The following is a 24,993-nucleotide window of genomic DNA, read 5'->3' as shown; positions in this document are numbered from 1 at the left end:
TAGTAATTTACGTTCGGCGTCTTGCAAGGGATATCTGTATTAAGCAAACTAAACTAGGAAATTTTTTGTATTCCCCCAAGAATTCTGCTTGATCCAAAAACAGCACCAAGTTTAAAATCCGGTAGAAAGCGGTTCATGAGAACAAGACAGTTCAAGAACGCGCGGATCGTCAGGGCAGCAAACGGGGACTGGAGAGTAGTCTATGAATACCAGATCCCCGGCCGGACGGGAAAATTCAGAAAATTCTATGTCAGGGACGGTATCAACTACATCCATGACCCTGAGGAAAAGGAACTGGCCGCGCAGCAGCTCAGGGACGACATAGATTACGCTCTGGCTTTCGGATTCAACCCTTTTCTGCCCCAGGAGATCCTCTGCCAGCAGATCAGTGAACAAGAGAACCTTTTAAGCCGCGAGAGCGAACGGAAAAAGCAAAAACCCTGGACAGTACCGGAAGCCTCAGAAAAGTTCTTGGAATATGGCCGAAAATGTGGGCTGAGCGAAAACACCACCCGGACATACGTATCTTTTCTGAACAACCTGAAAAAATATGTGGAAACCATGGACGATCCCCATATCCCCTGCTCCGCACTTCACGATGGACACATCCAGGATTTTCTGGACTACTATTTTTTTGAAGAAGAATGGACTCCCAGGACTTATAACAATCACGCAAAATTCATGAGCCAGTTCTTCACAAGGGTTGCCAAACTTGAAAAGAAACAAAATCGGTCCATAAAATACGAAATCGACCTGTCTGACCTTATCATCAAAAAAGACAGGGCAGAGAAAAATAAGTATTATTCGCCAATTGTAGCCGAAAAAGTAAAATCTGAACTTCAAAAAGATCCCGAGATTTATAATTATTCGAAATGGATTTTTTATTCCTGCATGCGGCCAAAGGAAATCCGGCATCTAAAGGTACAGGACATTGACCTGTTATCACGTCAGATCAAGGTTCCCGGGCCAAATGGAAAAACAGGTGACCGGCTTGTCCCTATCTGTGACGAACTTCACGAACTTATCCTGGAAATGGGAATTGATAAAGCCAACCTGAATCACTTTATCTTTGGGAAAGGCCAGACAGTTTCACCTGATCAGGTATATGAAGATTATTTTAGAAGAAGGTACCAAAAGATTAAAGAGCAACTTGAATTAGACCATAATTATACGTTATACTCATGGAAACATACGCGTGTGGTTTCATTGATTACAGCTGGATTTGATGACAACCAGATAATGACGTTAACCGGTCACAGAGACAGGGCAGCATTCGAAGCCTACAAAAGGGATTTGATCATAGACAATACAATTATGAAGAAAAAAACAATTGACTTTTAGCCTCAAATTGTTTTGGTCAATTTATAAATTCGTCGTTGGAATCGGAATCATCTGCCCCAGTGATTAAAGTAAAAGGTTATTAGAACTAAGATTCCATGAAAGAAAATAATATTGAAAAAAGTATGCTAAGGTACTGGCCAGCATACTTCCTTTCAGTATCATTTTGAGCAGGATTTGAAGAATCTATTGGAGACATCAGTTTAGATTTTCACGCCAATTAGGCTTCAGCCTGAAGTTGTTGTTGCCTCTCTCGCTTTAGCAGCTATTTTATTTAATAAAATTAAAATATAATAAATGTAAACTAGCTTATTCCGCCTGACCTTTTAAACAAAGCTAATTAGGATGTTTAAACAAAGTCTAATCACTGAATGCCTCCTAAATTTGTCTTAACAAATAAAAAATGAAAGCAAACAATTATCGAGGAGTATTACAGAAACCGATTGGTTCTGGCTTCAAAGCAGCGTCAACTTCAACAGAGATGATAGAAGAAATTAATTTTGCATGGCAAAATCTCAATTGTAACAGCAGAAGAATTAGAAATTGATGGAGGACTTACGAATCGATGAAGCATCTTAGAAAAAAAGAAAAAAGCAGAAGACTTTTAATCTGCTGCTTCCGAAACCTATAATAAATATCCTTTGACGGAAAAATAGCCATTGAATTTCAGCTTACTACCTCAATTATTTTCCTCATCACAAATATTACTTAGATCGATTGTCACTGCCTCTATACTTTCCGAAATCCATCAGAAATTTGTTATTTCTTAGCTTTTTTTATAAGAATATTACTAGTAAAAATTTTTCTTTAACAAACTACATTTAAAATCTGAAAACTTTCTATAAAACACAATAATTAAAATCGTATATTAATTATATAATATAAACCCGAAAACTGATCCGTTAAGAGCCTTCTTTCAGTTATTGAATTGAAAAAATAAATCTACTATGCGAATACTGTATCCCGTTGCCCTTTTCATTTTAGTGCAGATGTTATTCTTTAGCTGTAAACAAAATCCGGCTTCATTGCTGTTGGATAAGGCAAGCCGATTGGCCGATGAAAAACCTGCAGAGGCTTTGCAATTAATCGACTCGATCTCTGATCCGGAAAACAGTTTAAACAATGAGCAATACATGCGTTACCTAGTAACACATACCCAGATATACCATAAAAATTATCTTTCTATTGAGGATGATACCCTCATTTTTAAAGCAATCGCATATTTTCGGAATAAAACGACTAAACATGCAACTTTAGCCAACTTTTATGGAGGTACTGTTTTAAGAAGTCAAAAGAAATATGATTTAGCAATGCGATACTATAAAAATGCAGAATCATACGCAAAAAAAACGTCAGACGCCGAAACCTTGGGACTCATTACGTTTAACATGGGTGATCTACTTTCAGAGCAAGGCCAATACGATAAAGCAATTGTTAAATACCAGAGGGCCGCTAATTACTATAAAGAAAAACCAGCTAAAAATGCTATTTCCTATAGTTCAATAGGTCGGATGTATTTGTTCAAAGGCAATTCCGACAGTGCATTTCATTATTTCAATAAGGGAATCAAAATAGCGACAGACATCAGTAACAAAGCCCTGCTACGACAACTTTCAGAAAGCCTTGCCGTTGCCTACGAACAAACTAAAAATTTCAAACAGGCAAAAAAATACCTACATTTTTCATTTTCATTAAACAATGACAGTACAAAACTCCCCAGGTATTATTTAAACTTCGCCATATTGTATGATAAAATGTCTTTAAAGGATTCGGTCGAATATTATGCAAAGAGGCTAAAAAATGAATTAATCACTGTAAAGGATAATTATTTGCACGCAAGTATACTGAGCTTTTTAATCAATTTCGAAAAAGCCAATCATAATATTTATGCAGCATTCGACTATCAATCTGATCGTATGCAGACCCTTACCCACATCATGAAGGAAAGAGAACAACAGTCGGTATACAAAATAGAAAAACAATACAACTATGAACAGGCACAAAAACGATACTATAAATCTATTTCCGTAAGACAGCGCTGGCTCATCATATTAATGGGGATCGTTATTGCGGGAATTACCTCATTCTTTCTCTACTGGCAAAAACAGAAAAATAACCAACTTGCTATACAGGGTAAAATGCAAACATTGAATGAAATGAATAATGATCTTGAATCACGAGTTCAGCAACACCAAGTAGATCTCAGAAGGGAGCTTCTATGGAGGTTTGATGTAACAAAAAAAATTTTAAAACTGAATGATGAGATAGCAAAAAAAGGCCGAAGTTCAACAGAAAGTGGCTTAATGTTAAATCAGTTTAATACCATTGTTTATGGTCAAAGTTCGCTCGACGAACAATGGGATGTACTCCACCAAGCATTCAAACAGTCCAGGCCAACTTACTCAGAGAAAATCAGAAAAAATTATCCTCAAATATCGGAAACCGAATTCCGTATCGCCATCCTCACTTATGCTGATTTTAGTGTCAAAGAAATTGCACTTATATTAAAACAGAGTCCCCATACCATACAGACCCGACGAACTACACTACGAAAAAAACTCGGGATTGATAACTGGGGTGATATTGCTGAATTTATAGATAGAATGCGAGCCTAACCCCCTATAAGTGCGGCGATAGAAAGTGTGAAAATTGTATTTAGAGTCATTTTCACACCTAGCATGCATCATCAAAAACCTATACAGACAAAATCATTAATGCTTGATAAACAGTTAATTAAAAAACAACCCTTAGAATAATCAATATGCAATCAGAATAAACCTATATTCATAATTGCCAAGAAAATCGTGCGAATAAATTTGCCACTTAAAGTTTAACCAAAATCCTTTTAAGATGACAAAATTCGCCCTTTTAATCACACTTTGTGCAGGATCGTTATTAACTTCTGCTAGTGAAAATCACCAGCTTTTTTCCAATTCAACAAAGGTTTTAAATCTTCAATCCGATGAGATAGATCTGAGGGGAAGAATAGAACCGGGTGAAATACGCAGGGAGGTGAAAGCAATTTCTGCCTATATGGAAGATTCCAATATAAAAGCCCAATTCCATTTTGATATGGGATCAGTGCAGATCACCATCGCAAACGATTTAGGAATAATTCTATATACTTCCACTATTTCTAATTTTATTGGCGAGTCGCTAATCCCAGTTTCCAATTTGCCAGCTGGAAATTATTCAATATCATTCACGGCATCAAATGGAACAATGACAGGTGAATTTATGCTGTAAATAATCCTTTCTAACCACAGATCGATAACTGGTCTGTGGTTAGACTATCATTATAACATCGTAGGGATGGAAATCAAAAATCTTATCTTTTCAGACTATGCTGCGATCGGTTCAACATGTATTTAACAGCCCAAACGTCATTACGGATATAACAGGGCAATTGCCAAACTCTTGTACAATAAAACTCTCCTATGCAAAAGCTGAGAAGATTGTCTTTCGTGAGGGCACCATGTACAACCAATACTTTAGCCATTTCCTCTTTCTACTAGAGTTAACTACGGTCGAACTGCATACTGATTTAGAAGCCGGCTTTATCAATCAGAAAAAAAGGCTTTTTCTATTCATCATGTTGAAGGGAAGAATGTCTTTTTTTACAGAAGATGGCTTTCCTATTATAACAGCGGAGGAAAATACCTGCTATGCAACCTATAATCGAAAAGGGAAATTCTGTTATCATCTCCCCAAAGGTACTCATCAATTTTTCTACATCATACCAAGAACTGCCTGGCTAGAACGGCAAGATCTTAATTATCCAAGCATAGGACAATTTTTGAAAAATATGAATAATGACCATAAACTCTATGGTCATCTCTCTCCTTTTGCTATAGATGTAAAAATGCATGATCTCATTTCTAAATTGTTTAGTCTGAAAGAAACAACAGACTATACCCTGCTTGAAATTGGCCTTCTAAAAAATATAAAAGCAATCATTAACCACTATCAGTTAAAGTTGGATAAGAAAAATAGTAGCCTCGTTTATAGTGTTCAAGAATATATCAACGAAAATTATGCAGATGTTCATCTAAATAACAAAACCTTGGCTGATCATTTTTTTGTTACCGTAATAACATTGATCAGAACATTTAAACAAGAGTTCAATATAACTCCATATAATTATTTAGTTCATGTACGTATGAAACATGCAAAAGCATTGATCAGCACTAACAAAATCACAATTACCCAAATTTATCCACTTGTCGGCTATTCGGATTTCCAAAGTTTTAGAAAGCAATTCAAAAAGTATTTCGGAGTTCCCCCATCAAGCTTTAAATAATCCAAAATTGAAAAGCCTTTCGATTATTTCTATCAAAGTGGTACAAAATTGACATCAACCAATTGATTATCGATAACATTATCCTTCATTTTGTGCATTTTGTCCTACCTGCCACCCCTTAAATCCTGCGAACTTTAACAATACAAAGAGAGACTTCAAACATAGTTAAGATTTAGTCTGCATACCAAGGTACGGGCCATTTCTCGATGGTAAAGTTTCGACAGGAAAGCAAAGCTTGATGCTATCTATATCCGTTGGTATGCTTAACCAGGTCGAGATCGGATGTCGGGACATGGGCGTAGGTACGACGAAAAAGTACATGATGTGACAAAGAAGGACCGAAGGTCCTCTCTCAGTAAAATGAAAGGAATGTATACAATGGTAACGAAAATGAAACGCATAGCAAGATCCAACAGGACGACATCCTTCCGACTTACGGGAGGAATGCTAACCCGTTTTCGAAGGATGCGGCACTTGATCGTGTTTCTCTTTGCACCGTCAATTCTATTTTATGCTTTTTCTCGCATTCAAAAATGCATTGATCACAAAACGTGGTATCCTCGAAAATTTGCTTTGTTCACGGGTTAAGGGGCCTTTTGATTTCTAGGAAACCGATCGGCCTCGAAATAGAAAACCTCGATTGTATACCTGCGAGATAAAACCGGCATACAGAAAATAATAATTTTTAAATCTAAAGTAATTCGTTATGAAAACGTTAAAATCAAAAATGATCGCTGGCGTAACTGCCTTAGTTTTATTGTTCGGAGTATTCTTCATGGTGAAAGCTATAGAAAAGGATTCAACTGACAAGGCTCCAGTTGCTATAAAGGCAAGCACCTGGCGTTTTACAGGGACTAGTCAAAGTCAAATTTATGATGCTAGTCATTGGCAAAGCGGTCCTTCTACAGACCCAAATTGTTCAAATGTTGATGAGCCACTTCCATGCACTTTTACAGTAACTGACGCTACAATTGCCAATACTTCACAATTGGTGAGTTATTTAAACGCGAAATATCCAAGCGATCCAGATGCAGTCGCTGATAATGCTGATTCCCGTAAACCAGAAATGTAAGCAGGCGGTTCCATTTCATTAGACAATTAACCGAAATTTTAAGGCATCGGTAATGTTCCGATGCCTTAAATATATTTGCTACCTTGGATTCTGTTGCATACCAGATAATTCAATAATATCTTCAGGGATGGGTAGCGCATAGCGCAGATCGTTTGGATATAGTATAAATTCTTTCCCACTTAATACCCGCTTTAATGTGATATTTCTTCCTTCTCTATTTAACCTCTTTAGATCAATCCATCTTAAACCTCTAAAAAGCAACTGCTTTCGACGTTCTTTCAGGATAATTTCCAATGCTTCATTTTCACTATTTGCAGTAACCGGTGAAAATTTTCCGGTTTTCCATCGGGTAACCAATAACCTGTTTAATACCTGTATTCCCTCAGTCCACTCACCACCCCGCGTTAGACATTCGGCTTTTGTTAGAAACATTTCGTCTGTGGCCAGACCCGAAAATAAGCTTGCACTACCCGTATACCGCCCTTTGAATCCATGCGATCCATCAGCATTCCTGACGAAAAATAACGTTTTACGAAGATCATTGTCATCATATTGATTATATAGTTCTTCGACAACTTTTGCCCTGCTCAAATTCAATATCTGCCCGACAGGCATGCCAGCATCTAAAATGACCTCCTTGTTTAAACTTACAAAGGGATAGGTAGCGGTGCCGCCACTTAAAGTATTATAATCAATCAACGTATCAAACAATTGCAGACATGAATCCGCATAAACGCCCGCCTGCAAATAGTTACCCATCGCAAGATACACTCTAGAGAGGCAAGCGTAAGCTGCCGGCTTAGAAGGACGAACAGGACTGACCGGAACTATCGGTAGCAAAGGCACCGCCTGCATCAGATCTGAAATAATTTGATTATATGTTTGTTCTTGAGTAGATCTTACAGAAGGTTCGTTAAAATTCGTATTTTGCCTTAAGGGCAGCCCTAGTTCCTTGGCAGCGACCTCGGCATCATAGCTCTGGCACCAGATTACACCAGCGGCAAAAACATTTTTGGCCCTGTAAAAAAGAGCCTGCCCTTTAATGTTGTTATATTCCATGGAATTCTTGACCGAAAGATCAAGTTTTTCCAATCCCTCCAACACAGTGTTACTATAATAAACAGCAGTAGAAAAAGTCTGCCACTCGGTTGATCTGGTTTGGAACAGATAGTCTTTTTCCCAAACATGCGCCCGCCTATTAGCTTCTGAGGATAAGGATGTCCAATCCGCTTGCGTAAGGTAATAATCATCAGAACTTATCTCTCCCGTGTTAGGTTCGGACGCTAATGCACCTTTATTGTCCAAAAGTGCCTGAAAATCTTTGAGTGTCGAAGGAATGGCTAAACTTTTATCGGGTTTTTCAGACAAAAATTTATTACATGCAGCAAGGCACATCACGAGACCTAAAAAAAATAGATATGCTAAGCTTTTACTGAGTTTTTTAATTGGTTTCATAATCAATGGATTAAAATGTAAGTTGCACTCCCCCACTCCAGGTAGCGGGTGGTGCCATCATTAAATCATTATATGCGTAATCTGGGTCCAGTCCCTCTTTGTTTGCGCGCCATAGTAAGCCCAAGTTGCTTGCAGACAGAAATACCTTTAATTTTTCAAAGGGGAGTCTCATAGCTCCTTTGTCAAATTGGTAAGCAAAGTTTATATACTGAAGCCTCATATGGTCAGCTTTAAACACGAAAGGCTCCGCGAACTGATAGAAAGCTTCAGCCTGAACAGAAGCAGGGTAGATTTGCGCTGGAACATCTGTTCGGGTCTCATCGCCAGGCCGCGTCCAGCGTTTCGAATAATCAGCATTTCCTTCCCAATTAGCATATAATGAACTATAGGATATCGTAGGTTTTCTAAAGAAATAATTGAATTTGTATTGAATCCTTATTGTTGCAGAAAAACCTTTCCACAAAAAAGTGTTACCAACGGATCCAAAAACAGTTGGACTTGCAGAACCATGGTAAACAAGATCATTCACAGTTGTATTTGGCCCTGTGATTTCCGTAAACGCTGAACTGACTTCTCCGTTAACAAAGCCTCTGGCCGAACCACTCTGAGGATCTAACCCCGCCCATTTATAGGACAATAGAGAATAAACAGGTTTACCCTCAACCCCAGTTACCGTTGGGATCACCAGCATAAAATTACTCCCCCTATCAGAAGGCAAATAATATTTAACTATTTGATCCCGATTTGTGCTTAAATTAAACTCTGTTTTCCATTTAACTTCCCCATCAAGATTAACACTATTTAAAACGATATCCCATCCCCATCCTTTCATCTTTGCCGCATTTTTTACAACCGTACTTCCGATCCCGCCAGTATAATCGATAGGTACGCTGGCAAACAGATCCGAAGAATTTTTACGATAATATTCGATGGAACCATTCAAACGGTTGTTCTTTAACCCAAAATCTAATCCTAAATTCAGCATTGCTGTTGTCTCCCATTTTAACTCGGGATTGGCATATTTATCAAAACTTGCATATGGCATCTGTGTATAAGGAGAGTTTCCCCTATATCGAATTGTTGTCACCGCAGCTAGGGAGGGATGTATATTCCCACTATGTCCATAAGTGATCCTAGCTTTCAAATAAGGAACGGCTTTTCCAATTTCGCTATGTTGATAAAATGGTTCTTTAGAAATTTGCCAACTCAGACCAGATGACCATAACGGATTCCAGCGATCATTTGTTTTAAATCCAAACAGATTTGAAGCGTCTCTTCGGACACTGGCTGATAACGTATATGTATTTTTGTAGGTATACGCCCCATTAGCATAAGCAGATACAAACCGAGCGGCCTTTTCACTCGCATAGATCCCATTTTCAATAAACAATGGGTATCCGGTTATCAGGTGAGGGAAAGACATCGTATAATCTACTGCGCCGGATGTCATTGTACCTGAGTCAAATCCGTAGCTCCTACTTGTATGCCCCAAGGACACAGACTCCCTGATTTCAGTACCCAAAATTGCACTGAATAAATGATTTTCAGATCTTTTGTCAAAACTGAGCTGCCCCCTCAAATTATTGGAAACTATAGTTCCATCCTGATAATCCATTATTTCTCCAGGCGGCACCTTCCGTACCAGATTACCATCGCTGTCGAATTGTGAAAATCCATTCACAAGATCCCGGACAAAATAATTCTGATTCCGCCTCAAATGATCCACTGAATTAGTCTGACGCTCATACTGGTACATAAGATCTACGTGAAACCATTTCAAGAAGCCATAATTTAATCCTATGTTGGCGATTATATCGGAAATATTTTCTTTTCGGTTATTACTTTTATAATCATCCAAAGGGTAATATTTCCAGTCTAGAAGTTTACCGTCTCCTAATGTATCAATATAGCTGAACCGCCAGTCTTTGGGAATTGGAAGAGCATTGCCTTCCTCGTCTGCTAATAATGCGTAAGGATACAAAAAACCTCCCTTCGATGTTATCTCGCCGGTACCCTGCCGACCCGACTGCCTTGCACTTTTTGTTAAAGCCAATGAGGAATTTAATTTAAGGTTATCAGCTAGCGCAATCGTGTTCTGCAACCGCGCATTTACACGCTTGTATTTATTTCCGAGATTATCCATATTGATATCACTCCCCAAAAAAGCATTCCAGCCCACCTTAGCTGAACCACCATTCATTGCTAGCGCATATTGCTGATTAACGCCTCTTTTGTAAGCATAGCGGTCGAAATCCTCTCTAACATCATGCATTTTTAACCGTTCAATCTGGCTATCGATAGCCGCTATCTCGGAGGGGGATGCTGACCTTCTTTTAATCAACAGCTCCACCACTGGTGAAAGAACGGGTTTACTATCCGAATCAATATCATTGTCATAATATCCCTTTGAAAACAACATTTTCTCAACATCAATAAAATCGGCAGAACTCATTCGTCTCTTTCTAAATAAATTAGGCTTAGCTAAAACGGTTGTATTTGCCACAAAGTCCATCCTTAAAGGCTGATTCAATTTTCCTTTTTTTGTGGTGATCACGATAACACCATTTGCAGCTTTTGCACCCCAGATTGACGCTGCAGAAGCGTCTTTGAGGATCGTTATGTTATCAATATCATTTGGATTTATATTGCTGACATCGCCGTCATATGGAAAATTGTCCAATATAACCAAAGGAGCATTCATGGATGGCTGTAGGGTGCTCAGTCCTCTGATGCTTAGTCGGGGCTCCGAATTTGTACTTCTATCGAACACAAGTCCACTGATCGTACCATCCAACTTGCCAAGAATATCCGGCGATACCTGCTCATCAAGTTTATTCTTATCAATCCAGGAAAAAGATCCTGTGATCCGCTCCTTGGGAAGCGTCTGATATCCGGTAGAAACGTTTATATCAACAGCATCCAATTGGGTATTGATTTCATGTAACCGTATAACAACTTCTTTCTTAGATGCTGATAAGAAATTAAAAACTGTATCGAAATTTGAATAGCCTATTGCCGAAATCTTTACATGGATCCTTTGTGTGGTTTTTGTAAAATTTAAAAAGAATTTCCCATTCCTATCTGATTTCAACCGTGCTTTAGCATCTCCATTATCGGTAAACACGTTAATGGATTCCAAGGGTTTACCGTTTTTTTGATCCACGATTTGACAAGGAATAATACTTTGTCCATTTACGGAGCCTGCTAGCAATGAAATAAGCATTGAAACGGAAAAATATAGGTATATTTTATAGTTACTTTTCATAATCTTAAAGCTATTGTCCATCATCCCTAATAACTAACATGTATTTTTCTTTGCCGTTGATTTTGCGTTTTTCGATTATCCCTTCGTATGGGGTCGAATTGTTAATTAGCGACAAAATATTCTCATAAAGCTGAACGGATGTATCAACCGGCAGGATAACATCATAACTATAGAGATTTTCTTCATCCCATTTGAACTTCAGTTCCTGCCTATTAAAATCCCTTGAATCAATTCCCGTTAACTTAAAATCTAATTTTGCCGGTTCTTTCACATCCAAGATGATATCCGTGGTCATATTAAACATAATCCCCTTGTGTCTGAGTAGTCCATTTACGATTGATCCATACATTGATTTTAACGGTTCATTGGTATGACATCTACCATAGATAACACCGTCTTTTGACCGCTCGAAAAATGCGGTCACCAGTTCAGGTCTCGCTCCCTTTATGAATATTGAATATTGCTGGAGGCCCTTATCCAATATTTCATCTGATATTAATAGCGCACCACTCTTATCTATTTTTTGTGCTAGAGCTAGTTTTGTTTTACCAGGTGATGCTAACATTTCATGGATATTTTTTTCCGTTACCTGCTGGGCTTGTGTAATTGAGCGAACCTTTCCATCTGCTGTTATCCATACAAAATGAGGTATGGATTCATGGGGAAAATGTTTATTAAGTATGGTATCTCCGATAATTGAATAAAGATTAAGCGAGTCGGTAATATAATTTTTCTTAATAAAAGGAGACACTTTTTCCAAAGATTCAAATGTGACAGGCAAAAATACAACGCCTACAATTTCACTTTGAAATTTATGCGTACGGGGCATATTAGCTATACAGGAGCTACAATAAGTAGCCCAAAAATCCAAAATAATAAGTTTATGGTCTCTATAATCTGAAAGCTTTATAGAGGGCTTACCACCTAGATGGTTCACGACGGGCATGGACATTTCCCACAATGCTTTTGGTATTGTATCACCAACTTCCAAAGGTTTAATTTCAACCTTAGCCACAGCCCGCTCGAAAGCGGACTGTGCCAAAGCTGATAAACTAAACATAAGAAACAATGGAGATATCATAATTTTGACCAACGTCAGTAATTTTAGAATATTCATAAATTGTTTTTAAGGTTAGATGACACTCGTTCGAAAAACTCAAAAATTTCTTTATTCAGTTTTTGTTCTTGGTCATTCATGTTAGATTTTGAAACGGATTTAAGGTCTATTTTACTTAGGCCCGCTCTCCTATTGTGCGCCTCAAAGTAACCTCTGATCAGATGGAGCAGATCCATCAGAAATTCCTGTAATTGCTCTGCCGAATAAATAGCTCTTTTATTATCGGGAATTCCATCCTGGCTGAGAAAGAGAAAGAAAATATGATCCTGAAAACTTTTCAAATCATATTTCTGCCAAAATTCCTCGATATCCACCATTGGATCATACCCCAGTTCGTGGGTCTTATAAAATGCTAAATCCAATGCAAGCAACTTTTTGTAGAAACTGTTCATCACTTTAACTTTTAACCCATTTGAATACAGCATAAGATCCCCTCTCCGACTAAAATCAGACTTTCAGGACTGCTGTAAACATAGGTTACAACAACAATAAATTAATTACAGGGAGCCAAACCGCGTGAAATAGAAGTTACAAGGAACAATAATTGGCGCTACGCAGTTCATGGCAAAAGGAGCCAAAATTTTAGCGGGCCTTCTGAGCTACTCAGGGGCAGAAATAAGATTTTTAAAAACTAACTTTTTACTCATCTTTCAGCAAATTGGTTCTGAACAAAGGACGATAATTATAAATAGAATCAGAAAATAAATCGGTTGACCTTTACCTATTATTGATTGACTTTTACTATATTTGAGATAACTTTTAATTTGAAATCATGGAATCAAAAATCAATATAAAGCCTAAGAAAAATCATATTGGCAGAAACATAGCAAGAATAAGAGCTTTTAGAGGTATTAAGCAGGCTACTTTAGCTTCTGAGCTTGGATGGCAACAACAACAGCTGTCCGATCTTGAAAAACAAGAAGATATACCTGACGATGTTCTAGAGCAAATAGCGGATCTCTTAGGGGTGACTGTAGAAATTATAAAAGAATTTGACGAGAGAGCCGTTATATATAATATAAACCATTATAATGATATTCACGACAATACATATAATGCAGGAGCTTCTACAATCACTTATAGTGAATCAAATGAGAAAATCGTCGAACTATATGAACGGTTACTTGATTTTCTTGAAAAAGAGAAGATAAAAATCAATTAATCAATTTTGTTTTAAAACTATAAATTATGAGCCCATTAGACCAGCAAAAGATCCATATTGGAAGAAAAATAGAACGTGTACGGAGCCTAAGAGGTATGACACAAGCACAACTCGGCGAAAAATTAGGCGGAATAAGTAAACAAGCAGTCAGCAAAATAGAACAGACCGAAAATATAGATGATGAAAGGCTCGCCGAAATTGCAAACGCTTTGGGAGTAATCCCAGATGGATTAAAAAAATTTAATGAAGAATCTATTCTCTATTGCACCGCTAATTTCTATGAAGGTAGTCATTCGGTAAACACAAATATAAACACCATTATCAATGAGCCTGTTGACAAGGTAATTGAGCTTTACGAGCGAAAATTTCAAACACTTAAACATGAAATTATTCAAGCGTTGAAAGAAGGAAAATGATTTCATCTCAGGTATTGAAAAAGTTTTATTAAAATCTAATAGATTTTAGAAAGTTTGAATGTTCTTCTTTTGAGAGTTCCAAAATTGAGCTCAGAGAGCAAAGATCCTTCTTTGCTCAATATCCTATATATGGTATTACTAAGAAATACCACTGGATAACAAACAAAATCTAATAATGTATGTTTTACACTTGATTTGATAAAATCATAAATACAACCCGTACCTAACATATCTCGGCCACAATTCATTTGATATGCAAATAGGTTGTACTAAAATGCATCCCATTATATTGGGATTTATTATTATTGAATTTATTCTAATTGGCGCTGTAGGCCTTTATTGTTTAGAACGTCCTAGCGCAACAGACCGAAAAGGATATTTTATTTTTCTTAAGATGCTGATTTTACTCAATGTAGTAAACGGTCTTATACCAAACCCCGATCTTAAAATCACATTGGCTTTTCAGTATTTTCTACGAAATACAATAGGTTTTATAACAGTCTCCTATCTTCCCTATCTCTATTTCAAAAAATTGAATATAACCAGAATCAATAAGAATGCTAAAAAAGTGTGGAGTAATCGCTTTCTATTCATAGCACCTTACCCTATGCTATTTGCAATTCTTTATTCTATTTGTAATGATTTGGAAATTGCTAACCGTTTTTCTTTACTTGTGCCTTTCTTGAATAATATGACCTTAGTAGCAATCGCTGGTAAAAACATCAGCGATATTTCCGAAATACGGGAAGATGGTGGAAAAATATCTATGGATTTATTCGCCTTCGCTACAATTTTAAGTTGGCTATTTATATATCCCATAATACATTTAAATGGAGGAAAGGAACTAGAAACCATCCTCATTAATCTGGGCCCTATTGCACTAAACATACTTCTTCTTCATAATTGGCTGAAAAATAAACGGCTTGAAAACGAAACTCTCCAAAATTATGTCTCACTCGCACCTTCTTTAAACCTGATTACTGACAATTGCCAAAATTGGGGTTTATCTGAAAGGGAAACTGAAGTAGTGTTATTACTATGCCATCGCTTCAAACGTCAACAGATTGCCGACAAGCTCTTTATTTCAATTCGGACTGTTGATAAGCATATCGAACGCATATTTCTAAAGACAGGTGTTTCCTCAAGAGACTCATTATTCGAGAAGTTAAATACAGTGACCTAGGGGCTTTCGAACCGAATTTTCTTAGAAATACGTAGGTATTACGGACACAAATACGTAATGCCTACGCTATGTTAAAATTTGCTTCAAGCATATTTTTGACCTGCAAATGAAAACAGGCAAGTACTAATTATTCTATATCATGCTAGCAGGAAAATTTGAAAATCAATATTCGATTATGCTTGAACAATTGACGGAAATCAATGGGGCAATGAACGATTCAATCGAAAATTTGAATGCATCGCTCACTATAATTAAACAAACACTGATTTCTTTGAAAGAACGGAATCGAATGCAGCCTTTTATAGACGATGATCAGGAGATCAGATTTTTTAAGTATACAAAACCTAGGTTTTATGCTTGGCAGGTTTACTATTTAGAACTGCATAATATTATTTCATCTGTTCCAATCGGAACTGACGAAGTGATAAAAAATTATTACATCAATGAAATCGCTATCATAGATCGCTTTTTTAAAATTCACGCTTTTCACTATCAATATTATCTAAAAAATGAAAGCTGCAAGGATCAGATCTTTTTCCTTAGACGGCATAGATCTCTGTTTCCTCCCAGTGTAGAACTAAATGCGATTGATCCTGAATTCTCTACTGAGCTGGATCACCTATTCGGCAGATTCCGGGCAAATGAAATGTTACGTGATTTTTTAATACGCAAAGTCAAACTATTAATTCAGGAATCATATAATGGTTTGGCAAATGGTCTTTTCGATAAAGGGAAAAGATCCTGGTCCGGAGATAAAGTTGAACTGATAGAAATCGCTTATGGTATTTACTACACTGGACGGATCAACCATGGCAAAGCAGAAATTTCTGAGATCATAAAATGGCTGGAAGAAAGTCTCAACATAGACCTGAGCCAGGCTTATCGAATGTTCGTTGATATACGTCGCAGGAAAACTATAAGTTATACAAAATATTTGGACGAAATGCGCAGTACAATCCAATCACAAATTGAAGACTCTTTTAAATTCCGATCGAAAATAAAATAGATCAAAATCGATTTGGATTTTTAAGCGCCATCAATATATGATAAGTACAATAGATTATAGATTGCAAAAATTTTCCAAAAAATTCCATACTAAAACTGATTACCATTTTTTCCATCTTGGTAAACGATATCGATCATAATCATTTAAAAAATTTCTTACGACAGGCAAGCAGCTACCCAATTACCACAACAAACCTATTTTACTTTCTTAGTTCTATCCTAACACTCTAATTGCAACCTTATTTCCTTTCCTTTTTGCCAGAAAACAATATTAAAAAAAACTATACCAAGCTATTCAACTTGTGAAATCCTAATGCCCAGCCTCGCCAATTTTGCCTCCTAAGGACTCGTTCTTTGACATTGGGGGAAAAAGCATTTTCGGTCTAACAGCCGAAAATTATGTGCAGTCAAACATCTATTAAAAAGATCAATGATGAACCATAGGCAGCCGGTTTCGGCAGGTATGTATTTACCAACGTGTGTATTCCCGAACTCATCAATCTATAAATTCCTTTCACGTAGAGATACGGATTACTTATGCTTCTTTAAAGAACATGACTACAATATATAGTGAGGGGCGCTTGCCCCTTTCTTATTTCTGAAAAATTACTATTAAAAAAACAGCAACAGGCTTATGGAAACTAGACGAAATGCTGCACAAATCAAAGATGAAGTGTCTTTGGTCGATTTTCTTTCCAGATTGGGTCATTACCCTTCCCATAAATCTGGAAAAGAACTATTTTATAGGAGTATGCTCCGTAAAGAAAATACACCGTCTTTCAGTGTAAATGATCAGTTGGATGTATGGTTCGATCACGGTGGTCCCAATAACTCAGGGATAAAAGGGGGAAATATTATTGATTTTGCCTTATCCTATTGGCATCCCATTACGTTTAGGGATGTACTCGAGAAGATTAACGAAATAATGGACCGCACAATCAACGTAATGTCCAATGACACTGATCGGCAAAAGCGTCCCCGTCAAAAGGCAACACTGCTCCAAAACTATCAGATACAAGATATCAAAGACCTTGGAAATAATTCTGCAATCGAAAAATACCTAAAGATAAGAGGTATTTGGGAAGAAGCACAGGGAAAAATAAAAGAAATTTATTATAGTATAGAAGGCGGACCTAAAAAAGGTAAATCCTACTTTTCAGCTGGCTGGCAGAATGAAAATGGAGGCTGGGAACTAAGAAATAAAATCGGCCTGTTCGATTTCAAAGCTTGTCTTGGCCGGAAAGGGATTTCTTTTTATGAAGGATCGCCAGACAAACTAGCTTTATTCGAAGGATATCTTGATTTTCTAAGCTGGAAAAAAGACAATCCAAAAGCTCCAGATTCAATCATTGTCCTCAACTCGGTCAACTTGATAGATGCTGCTATAAAAAAAGCAGTTGATTATTCAACTATCGAGGTTTATTTTGATCGTGATCCGGCCGGAGAAATGGCACTTAAAACATTAGAGAAAGCTCTCCCCCACGCAACGGACCGTTCAGATATGTATAAAAATTTCAAAGATTATAACGAAATGCTTCTTGCTAGACGTCCCATAAAACTTCCATGGGAAGAAGAACATATCTATGAAAAAGTATTAGCTACCTACAAACGATAGTTATCTGTCGCTGACTATTTATACAATGGCTATCTCCTGATTAGGCCAATAGGCTGTATATAAAGATTGCAGTTTAGCCAATTGGCCATTAGTCAATAAGGCTATTTAACATATTAGCAATTAGGCAATAATGCGATTAGGCCAATAGGCTGCATATATAGATTACAGTTTTGCTAATTGGCCATTAGTCAATGTGGCTATTTAACAAATTAGTAATTAGGGAGTAGTGCAATTAAGCCCTTAGGCTAATAAGCAACATTTATATTAGATTGATTCCCTAATGGGCTAATTAGCTTTTGGTCAAACGAACTACTAGGCAAAAATATCCTCACCCTTACATTACCCTGCGAATTTCCGCTGCCCTGCCACCGATAATTCGCTCAGGCAACAAAACCCCTCGTGTTTTGTAACCTGCAAGTTGTGTTTTCGGGTACCCCGAAAACCACCTTGCCTTTACCCTGCGGCGCCCCTATTGGGGAGCTGCTGGGCAAAGGGAGAAAAACCTTCGCAACTCGGTTTTTCTTTCCAAAGGATGGGAACAACCCCTACAAGACATGAAAAAAGCTCAAAAAAAGCCGGGTAGACCACCGATGCTGACAGGAAAACGGATACATCTCATCAAGGCCAAACTAACCGAGGAAGAATTGAAATCATTGATCGAAATCCAGAAAGCCAGCGGCTTGAATCGGATGGAGCTTATACGTAGACGTGTGCTCGGCAAAGATGCACCTGTCACTATCAACATAAATGAACTGCTTCATACCCTTGATGCTATCGGTACTGAGCTAGGAAGAGCAGGAAATAATATCAATCAACTGGCTCGACATGCCAATATACTGAATAAAAAAAGCTTGTTAAATGAACAAATTGTGATAGATTTTAACAAGCTTTTTTCTGAATACATCCACCGGCAACAAGAATTGGAAAAACAACTTCGTCATATTCTTCGGGCAATGAAGCCTTCCTAACTGAAAATCATTCCTATCGCAATCTACTTCTCTAAATCTATGAAACAACTTATTACACTAGTTCCAATCAATGTTTTCACATGATTGTCAAAATTCTCAAGAAATCGACAACCTTCAAAGCCGTAAATTATAATACGGGCAAAATCGACAAAAATAAAGGGGAACTGCTTCTTGTCAAAAATTTTGGTGTGCTTCATGGAATTGAGAACCTACGACCTCAAGATTATATCAATTACCTGGAAGCGGTTTCTTCTTCCAGCACACGTATCAAATACCCCCAGTTCCATGTAGCCATATCCACCAAAGGACGACAGCACAGCAAAGAAGAACTTTCAGATATCGCACAGAAATGGATGGAACGAATGGGTTACGGAGAGCAGCCCTATTTACTGATTTTCCATAAAGACACAAACAACAACCATGTACATCTGGTATCCACACGTGTAGGAAGGAACGGAAAAAAGATCTCCGACAGATTCGAAAAGCTGCGTGCGTATAGGGTTTTGGAGCAGATTATGGGTGTGGACGAAAAACAGGTGCTAAAAGATCAACTGGAAATAGCATTGTCTTATAATTTTTCTACCCGTGCCCAATTTATGATGCTGCTTGAAACAAAGGGGTATTTACTTGATCTGACCGCCGAAGCTTACACTATAAATAAAAATGATCAACATATAGGGTCAATTGATCTATGCGAAATCGATCAAAAAATATCCGAGCGAAAGAAAGGTACCGCCAGAATGACGCAGATCCGGGCGATCTTTGAAAAATATAGATCCATCTATGACACCTCGATAAATAATACGGATCATGGCTATAGTTCAGAATTTGCCGAATTTCTTCGTAAAAAGTTTGGTCTGGAGATCATCTTCCATGGAAAAGATGGAAAGCCTCCATATGGTTATACGCTCATCGATCATGCAAAACGAGCAGTTTATAAGGGCGGTGAAATTATGGTCCTTAAAGACATTCTTGCTGTAAAACCTGATCAGACCGATGAGTCCAGGAATGAACAGATACAATCTGAGATCCAGCTGGCCGATAAAGATAATCAAGCTGAAATCGACAGCGATCGTCAAGATGAAACTCAATCTGAACATTCAGATAATTCGCTGGACGATACTCCATCAAATGAAATCCCATCCGCAAGGCACGCTCCCTCCGAACTGGAAATCGATGTCCCAATACCAGATATCAATATTTCCGACGATATTGATGACGAAGCTATTTTGGGCAGAAACCGACGGCGCAAGCGTAAGGCCCGGACGAACACCAGATAACAATAACCAATTTTAAATTTCTGCATTATGGTCATTCTAATAGGAAACCAAAAAGGTGGAGCCGGCAAAAGCACACTTACCCTGCTGCTTGCCAACTACCTCACTTCTGTACATGAAGAAAAAGTTACTGTCCTAGATATGGATTACCAACAGTCCGTATCATCAAAATACGAAAAAGCCAAGATTCTGGAGAACGAACCGCCCTACGAAATCCTCGCAGTTGATCTCGCTCAGTTTCCGGCATTAATCAAAGTTCTGACGAAAAACACAAAGGAAATGGTTTTGATCGACCTGCCCGGAAAAATGGATGATGATTTGCTGATACCGGTCATTCTCTCCGGTAACATTATCCTCTGCCCATTTAATTACGATGAATTTTCGGTCGACTCTACCCTGCTTTTCGCCATGGTCGTCAAGAAAATAAATACCAAGGCGCCGATGATATTTATTCCAAACCGGATCAAATCAAACGTAAGATACGATACCCAAATGGAAGTGGACAGAGTGATGACTAAATTTGGTACCATAACCCCCATTATTGGTGATAGGATAGATTTCCAGCGTGTAAACACACTTCAGACACCAACAATTGTACTACCAGTCATTTTACCCATACTGAGTCTGATCTATGACAACTATATCAAGAAGCAAACATCCGAATGAACGATATCAAATCCCTTGCCGACAGGCTCCGTGACCAGCTCCGCACTGGAGATGCCGACCCGAAAAGCCAAGCGAAACAAAAAAAAGAACGCCCTACAGATTCAAAAAGAGAAAAAAAATATCCTCTTTCCAATCAGGAGAATGCAACAACTTTCTTTAACGAAATGTTGAATTTTCAGGTTGAACTGACAGAAAAAAGCCTCATTAGAGTTGACAAAAAAACACTGAATCTGCTCAAACGTATTAAACTCACCCAAGGAGTGGATATGAACCGATTTATCATCTATGCGCTCCATCAATATCTCTCCCAGCATCCCTGGCTATCCGATTACATTAATGAAACCCTTAAAAACACAGAACTATGAACTGGACAAATTTTCTGGTAATCCTGACATTCTCCTATCTGGCTTATTACGGAATTAACCTCCTCTATGATCTCTTTATTTCACATAAAGGATCCCCCTCCGGCACTAACGACGAAACCCTCATTTTCGAAGAGCATATCCAGCCTCAGCTTATCGAATACCAAAAACCACCCTTAAAAACGGACGATAAAATCGAAAAAGAAGCTATCCAGACAATAAATACTCCAAAAATAGCAAGACAGGCTACCGGCAAACTGATGTCCACCGGAGCGGTAAGTATCAAAGAACTCTTTAACCTGGCTAAAAACAATCTCATCGAACATACCAGCACTATACCCTATTAAAATATGTGGAAAAAGCACATGTTATGGACGGCAACTGCCGTCCTTTTTTTTGTGGCGTCAGAAACATCGGCAGCACAACCCGGTATCAGTGAATTCTATCAGGTTTCCGGCGAAATGCACCGATGGTACTTTAGCCTTTCCGACCTGATTTTAGTGATCGGCGCCATATCTGGAATACTCGGTGGATTGCGCATATACAGCAACTGGCAATCCGGTAAAACCCACCACATCGACGCCCAGGTTATGGGTTGGTTCTTTTCCTGCCTGTTCCTGACCATTGTCGGTGCCTTCCTCAAAGCCCTCTACGGGATCTATTAATCCTTTTCTAATCCTTTAATAATTTCAGATGACAGTAAAAACAATAAAACTGTTCGTTTGCGCAGCGCTTTTCCTCGGCGCAGCAAACACCCTATTTGCCCAAACTGCGGGTGGCACGCTAGGTATCGATGCAGCAACCTCCTCGCTGACATCTTATGTTGATCCTGTATCAACTTTAACACTGGCAATTGGTGCAGTGGTAGGTATTGTGGGCGGTGTAAGGGTTTACATCAAGTGGAACTCCGGTGATAACGACATCAACAAAGAACTGATGGGATGGGGCGGTTCCTGTCTCTTTCTTGTGCTCGTTTCCGTCGTCATCAAAGCCTTCTTTGGCGTTTGATGATGACAAAGTATTCCATCTACAAGGGGCTCCAAAAGCCCCTTGTTTATCGTGGCTTCAAAGGCAGGTTTATCGGCTGGGGAATCGGTTTCCTCGTTCTGGGACTGGTTGGTGGTGGCCTGACCGGAGCGTTGACAAATATGTATCTCGGCGGGATAATAACCATACTGACTATAGCAGCAGGACTTACGTTCACCTTCTACAGACAGAAAGACGGCCTGCACGATAAAACACGGAACAAAGGTATTTCTATCCATCCTATACGCCTCAAGAAAAACTATGCAGACCCATTCTCCTAAATCTATTTTTAAACTGCCCTATGCGGGAATTGACCATTATAATGGTCATGCACTTCTATTTAGTGAAAGAGGCGACTTCTCAGCCATTTACAGCCTGCAAAATCCAGTGATGCAATACGGGGCCGATCCAGCTCCTTACATCACTTATCATTCCCTGCTCCTTAATCTGGTAAAGATCCTCGGTGAGGGATATATCATCCAAAAACAGGATATATTCTCCAGAAAAACCTTTCAGGGAAACAGAAAAAGGGAGTTCCTCCAACAGAAGTACGATGATCATTTTCAAGGCCGGGAATACACGGAGATCACCACCTATCTAACCATAACAAAACAGGTAAAAAAGAGCGCATTCTACGTTCACGACACAAAGATACTCGCTGATTTCGCCCACCAGATGGAAAAGGTTCAAGATCTGCTGCTAGGTGCAGAGCTTAGTCCCAAACGGTTAAAAGAGGCGGAGATTAGCTGTTACATATCCCGCATCCTTGCCGTCGATTTCTCTTCTGAAAACATTACTCTGGAAAATATACGTTCTGGCGACACGGAACTGGGTTTGGGAGACCGCTCCTTACGGAATATCAGCCTTATCAATACCGATTCCATCGACCTTCCTGAATCAATTGGTACCTATGCACATAAACAGGATGGCGGAAACCTTCGGGAATTTCCCATTGATAACCTCTTTTTTTTACACCATGTACCAGAATATCGTTGCATTATTTATAACCAGCTCATAGAGATCCCAGCGCAGCAGCTAACATTGAACAAACTCGAACTCAAGCGTAAACGCCATTCAGGTATTCCGGATCCGGCCAACCTGATCTGCGTTGAAGACATCGACCAATTACTGGTGGATGTAGCACGGGAAAACCAGCTTCTCGTAAATGCGCATTACAACATTGTACTCTGCGCAGATAACGATAAGCTCGGAAAGGCAGCTAATTATATCGAAGCTTCCCTCTTCCAGCTGGGCATCATCCCCTCTCGAAATGCCTACAACCAACTGGAACTTTTCCGTACCGCCCTTCCGGGAAATGGTATTGAACTCAAAAAATACGACTGGTTTCTCACCACCTCGGAAGCGGCCCTGTGCCTTTTTTTTAAAGAATCCCTACAAAAGGATGAAGACTCTGACTTCCTTGTCCGATTTACAGACCGTCAAGGTCTACCGGTTGGTATTGATCTGGCAAACCTGCAGACCGGAAGGCTCAATAACCGCTCAAAATTTACGTTGGGTCCCAGTGGGTCCGGGAAATCTTTTTTTATGAATGCGCTCGTCGAGCAATACTGCCTTTATAACATGGACGTGGTGATAATCGACACCGGAGACAGTTATCAGGGACTATGCAGCTATTACGGAGGTAAGTATATCACTTATACGGAAGAAAACCCGCTTTCCATGAACCCTTTTGCCATGACCCAAAAAGAATTCAATCTGGAACAGAAAGACTTCCTAAAAACGCTCGTAGCGTTATTATGGAAAGGATCTGAGGGCGAGCTTACCCAGATTGAGGACAGCGTTATCTCAAATGTCCTATCCTCATATTACTATGAATATTTTTGGCTGGATCCAGGTCCACAGCATCCACGAAGGCCTGAAAAACTGGATTTCGATTCTTTCTATATCTACTCGGTCGAAAGGATTAAAGAAATCACCGAGCAGGAGTCGGTCAGTTTTGATCTGGACGAATACCGCTACGTACTCCGTAAGTTTTATTCGGGACAGGAGTTTGGTACATTATTGAACGAAGCGACCGATCAATCGCTGTTCACCGCACCTTTTATTGTCTTCGAAATAGACAATATTAAGGAGAACAAGATCATTTTCCCCATCGTTACCCTATCAATCATGTCTGTTTTCCTCCAAAAAATGCGACACCGGACAGACCGCCGTAAAGCCCTCATTGTGGAAGAAGCCTGGAAAGCAATCGCAAGCCCCATTATGGCGGGCTATATCCTCTACCTCTATAAAACGGTCCGTAAATTTTGGGGCGAGCTAACCGTTGTCACCCAGGAGCTTGGCGACATTCTGGGCAACCCGATTGTCAAAGATAGTATCATAGCAAACTCTGATACGATCTGCCTGCTTGACCAGGGAAAATTCAGGGAAAATTATGACGAGATCGCCAAACTGCTCTCTATTACTGATACCGAAAAACGAAAGATCTTTACCATAAACCAGCTCGATAATAAAGATGGCCGTGGGCGCTTTAAAGAAGTTTATATCCGCCGCGGAAATAGCGGTGAGGTCTATGGTGTAGAGGTGTCCATCTACCAATATCTGTGCTATACAACAGAAAAACCCGAGAAAAATGCGGTACAGATCTATGTAAAACTGTATGGAACCTATCAGGAAGCACTGCAGGCATTTGTTTCGGATATGCAGGCCAGTGGTCTTGCACTGCCTGCATTCGTTTCCAAAGTCAACCAGGCCGGAATTCCCTTACCTTCTATACAGTAATGAAACCATGATTCTAAACAACTC

Annotated in this window: 23 protein-coding genes; 19 read left to right on the top strand and 4 right to left on the bottom strand. The window is 38.8% G+C overall.

Going from position 1 to position 24,993, the window contains the following annotated elements:
• Window positions 1-135 precede the first annotated feature (135 nt).
• From L1283_RS26110 to L1283_RS26090, 5 genes are all read left to right on the top strand, one after another.
• Window positions 136-1,341 carry a tyrosine-type recombinase/integrase gene (locus L1283_RS26110; RefSeq protein WP_429626662.1) on the top strand — a complete coding sequence of 402 codons (1,206 nt, stop codon included), beginning with the start codon at window positions 136-138 and terminating at the stop codon, window positions 1,339-1,341.
• 944 nt (window positions 1,342-2,285) lie between these two features.
• Window positions 2,286-3,953 (top strand): tetratricopeptide repeat protein, encoded by a 1,668-nt coding sequence (locus L1283_RS26105; RefSeq protein WP_429626661.1) that lies wholly within the window; start codon window positions 2,286-2,288, stop codon window positions 3,951-3,953.
• A gap of 235 nt (window positions 3,954-4,188) precedes the next feature.
• Window positions 4,189-4,584, top strand: a complete 396-nt coding sequence (locus tag L1283_RS26100; protein ID WP_429626660.1) for a DUF3244 domain-containing protein — start codon at window positions 4,189-4,191, stop codon at window positions 4,582-4,584.
• Window positions 4,585-4,681: 97 nt separating this feature from the next.
• A complete protein-coding gene (locus L1283_RS26095) occupies window positions 4,682-5,638 on the top strand; it encodes a helix-turn-helix transcriptional regulator (protein WP_429626659.1) in 957 nt (318 codons plus the stop codon).
• A 706-nt stretch (window positions 5,639-6,344) separates the two neighbouring features.
• Entirely contained in the window at window positions 6,345-6,710 is a 366-nt protein-coding gene (locus L1283_RS26090; RefSeq protein WP_429626658.1) for a hypothetical protein, read from the top strand.
• 78 nt (window positions 6,711-6,788) lie between these two features.
• Here L1283_RS26090 and L1283_RS26085 read toward each other — a convergent pair whose 3' ends face one another.
• The 4 genes from L1283_RS26085 to L1283_RS26070 are packed head-to-tail and all read right to left on the bottom strand — an operon-like array spanning window position 6,789 to window position 12,939.
• Entirely contained in the window at window positions 6,789-8,165 is a 1,377-nt protein-coding gene (locus tag L1283_RS26085) for a RagB/SusD family nutrient uptake outer membrane protein (protein WP_429626657.1), read from the bottom strand.
• A gap of 10 nt (window positions 8,166-8,175) precedes the next feature.
• Window positions 8,176-11,430 carry a SusC/RagA family TonB-linked outer membrane protein gene (locus tag L1283_RS26080; protein WP_429626656.1) on the bottom strand — a complete coding sequence of 1,085 codons (3,255 nt, stop codon included), beginning with the start codon at window positions 11,428-11,430 and terminating at the stop codon, window positions 8,176-8,178.
• 10 nt (window positions 11,431-11,440) lie between these two features.
• Window positions 11,441-12,547, bottom strand: a complete 1,107-nt coding sequence (locus L1283_RS26075; RefSeq protein WP_429626655.1) for a TlpA family protein disulfide reductase — start codon at window positions 12,545-12,547, stop codon at window positions 11,441-11,443.
• Window positions 12,544-12,939 (bottom strand): hypothetical protein, encoded by a 396-nt coding sequence (locus L1283_RS26070; RefSeq protein WP_429626654.1) that lies wholly within the window; start codon window positions 12,937-12,939, stop codon window positions 12,544-12,546. The genes L1283_RS26075 and L1283_RS26070 overlap by 4 nt, the downstream gene beginning before the upstream one ends.
• Before the next feature lie 380 nt (window positions 12,940-13,319).
• Here L1283_RS26070 and L1283_RS26065 point away from each other — a divergent pair, with 380 nt between their 5' ends.
• The 14 genes from L1283_RS26065 to L1283_RS26000 all read left to right on the top strand — a co-directional run bounded on the left by L1283_RS26065 (window position 13,320) and on the right by L1283_RS26000 (window position 24,969).
• The gene (locus tag L1283_RS26065; RefSeq protein ID WP_429626653.1) at window positions 13,320-13,709 is read left to right on the top strand and encodes a helix-turn-helix domain-containing protein; all 390 of its coding nucleotides are present in this window, start codon (window positions 13,320-13,322) and stop codon (window positions 13,707-13,709) included.
• 26 nt (window positions 13,710-13,735) lie between these two features.
• Window positions 13,736-14,125: a helix-turn-helix domain-containing protein gene (locus L1283_RS26060; RefSeq protein ID WP_429626652.1), complete on the top strand. Its 390-nt coding sequence runs from the start codon at window positions 13,736-13,738 to the stop codon at window positions 14,123-14,125.
• 274 nt (window positions 14,126-14,399) lie between these two features.
• Complete coding sequence (locus L1283_RS26055; protein ID WP_429626651.1) at window positions 14,400-15,308, top strand: helix-turn-helix transcriptional regulator; 909 nt, start codon at window positions 14,400-14,402, stop codon at window positions 15,306-15,308.
• Window positions 15,309-15,447: 139 nt separating this feature from the next.
• A complete protein-coding gene (locus L1283_RS26050) occupies window positions 15,448-16,314 on the top strand; it encodes an RteC domain-containing protein (RefSeq protein WP_429626650.1) in 867 nt (288 codons plus the stop codon).
• 633 nt (window positions 16,315-16,947) lie between these two features.
• Window positions 16,948-17,928 (top strand): toprim domain-containing protein, encoded by a 981-nt coding sequence (locus L1283_RS26045; protein ID WP_429626649.1) that lies wholly within the window; start codon window positions 16,948-16,950, stop codon window positions 17,926-17,928.
• A 554-nt stretch (window positions 17,929-18,482) separates the two neighbouring features.
• Window positions 18,483-18,896 carry a plasmid mobilization protein gene (locus tag L1283_RS26040; RefSeq protein WP_429626648.1) on the top strand — a complete coding sequence of 138 codons (414 nt, stop codon included), beginning with the start codon at window positions 18,483-18,485 and terminating at the stop codon, window positions 18,894-18,896.
• Between the two features lie 80 nt (window positions 18,897-18,976).
• A complete protein-coding gene (locus L1283_RS26035) occupies window positions 18,977-20,176 on the top strand; it encodes a relaxase/mobilization nuclease domain-containing protein (protein WP_429626647.1) in 1,200 nt (399 codons plus the stop codon).
• A gap of 27 nt (window positions 20,177-20,203) precedes the next feature.
• Window positions 20,204-20,839, top strand: coding sequence for a ParA family protein (locus L1283_RS26030; protein WP_429626646.1), 636 nt, complete (start codon window positions 20,204-20,206; stop codon window positions 20,837-20,839).
• Window positions 20,836-21,204: a hypothetical protein gene (locus L1283_RS26025; protein ID WP_429626645.1), complete on the top strand. Its 369-nt coding sequence runs from the start codon at window positions 20,836-20,838 to the stop codon at window positions 21,202-21,204. Before L1283_RS26030 ends, L1283_RS26025 begins: the two co-directional genes overlap by 4 nt.
• Window positions 21,201-21,548, top strand: a complete 348-nt coding sequence (locus L1283_RS26020) for a hypothetical protein (RefSeq protein ID WP_429626644.1) — start codon at window positions 21,201-21,203, stop codon at window positions 21,546-21,548. Before L1283_RS26025 ends, L1283_RS26020 begins: the two co-directional genes overlap by 4 nt.
• A 3-nt stretch (window positions 21,549-21,551) precedes the next feature.
• A complete protein-coding gene (locus tag L1283_RS26015; protein ID WP_429626643.1) occupies window positions 21,552-21,866 on the top strand; it encodes a DUF4134 family protein in 315 nt (104 codons plus the stop codon).
• Window positions 21,867-21,894: 28 nt separating this feature from the next.
• A complete protein-coding gene (locus tag L1283_RS26010) occupies window positions 21,895-22,209 on the top strand; it encodes a DUF4134 domain-containing protein (RefSeq protein ID WP_429626642.1) in 315 nt (104 codons plus the stop codon).
• Window positions 22,209-22,508 (top strand): DUF4133 domain-containing protein, encoded by a 300-nt coding sequence (locus L1283_RS26005; protein WP_429626641.1) that lies wholly within the window; start codon window positions 22,209-22,211, stop codon window positions 22,506-22,508. Before L1283_RS26010 ends, L1283_RS26005 begins: the two co-directional genes overlap by 1 nt.
• Complete coding sequence (locus L1283_RS26000; protein ID WP_429626640.1) at window positions 22,489-24,969, top strand: TraG family conjugative transposon ATPase; 2,481 nt, start codon at window positions 22,489-22,491, stop codon at window positions 24,967-24,969. Before L1283_RS26005 ends, L1283_RS26000 begins: the two co-directional genes overlap by 20 nt.
• Window positions 24,970-24,993 lie beyond the last annotated feature (24 nt).

The sequence above is a fragment of the Sphingobacterium sp. HSC-15S19 genome, assembly GCF_050433745.1.
GTDB classification, from domain to species: Bacteria; Bacteroidota; Bacteroidia; order Sphingobacteriales; family Sphingobacteriaceae; genus Sphingobacterium; species Sphingobacterium siyangense.
This window is presented reverse-complemented; position numbering and strand designations above follow the sequence as displayed.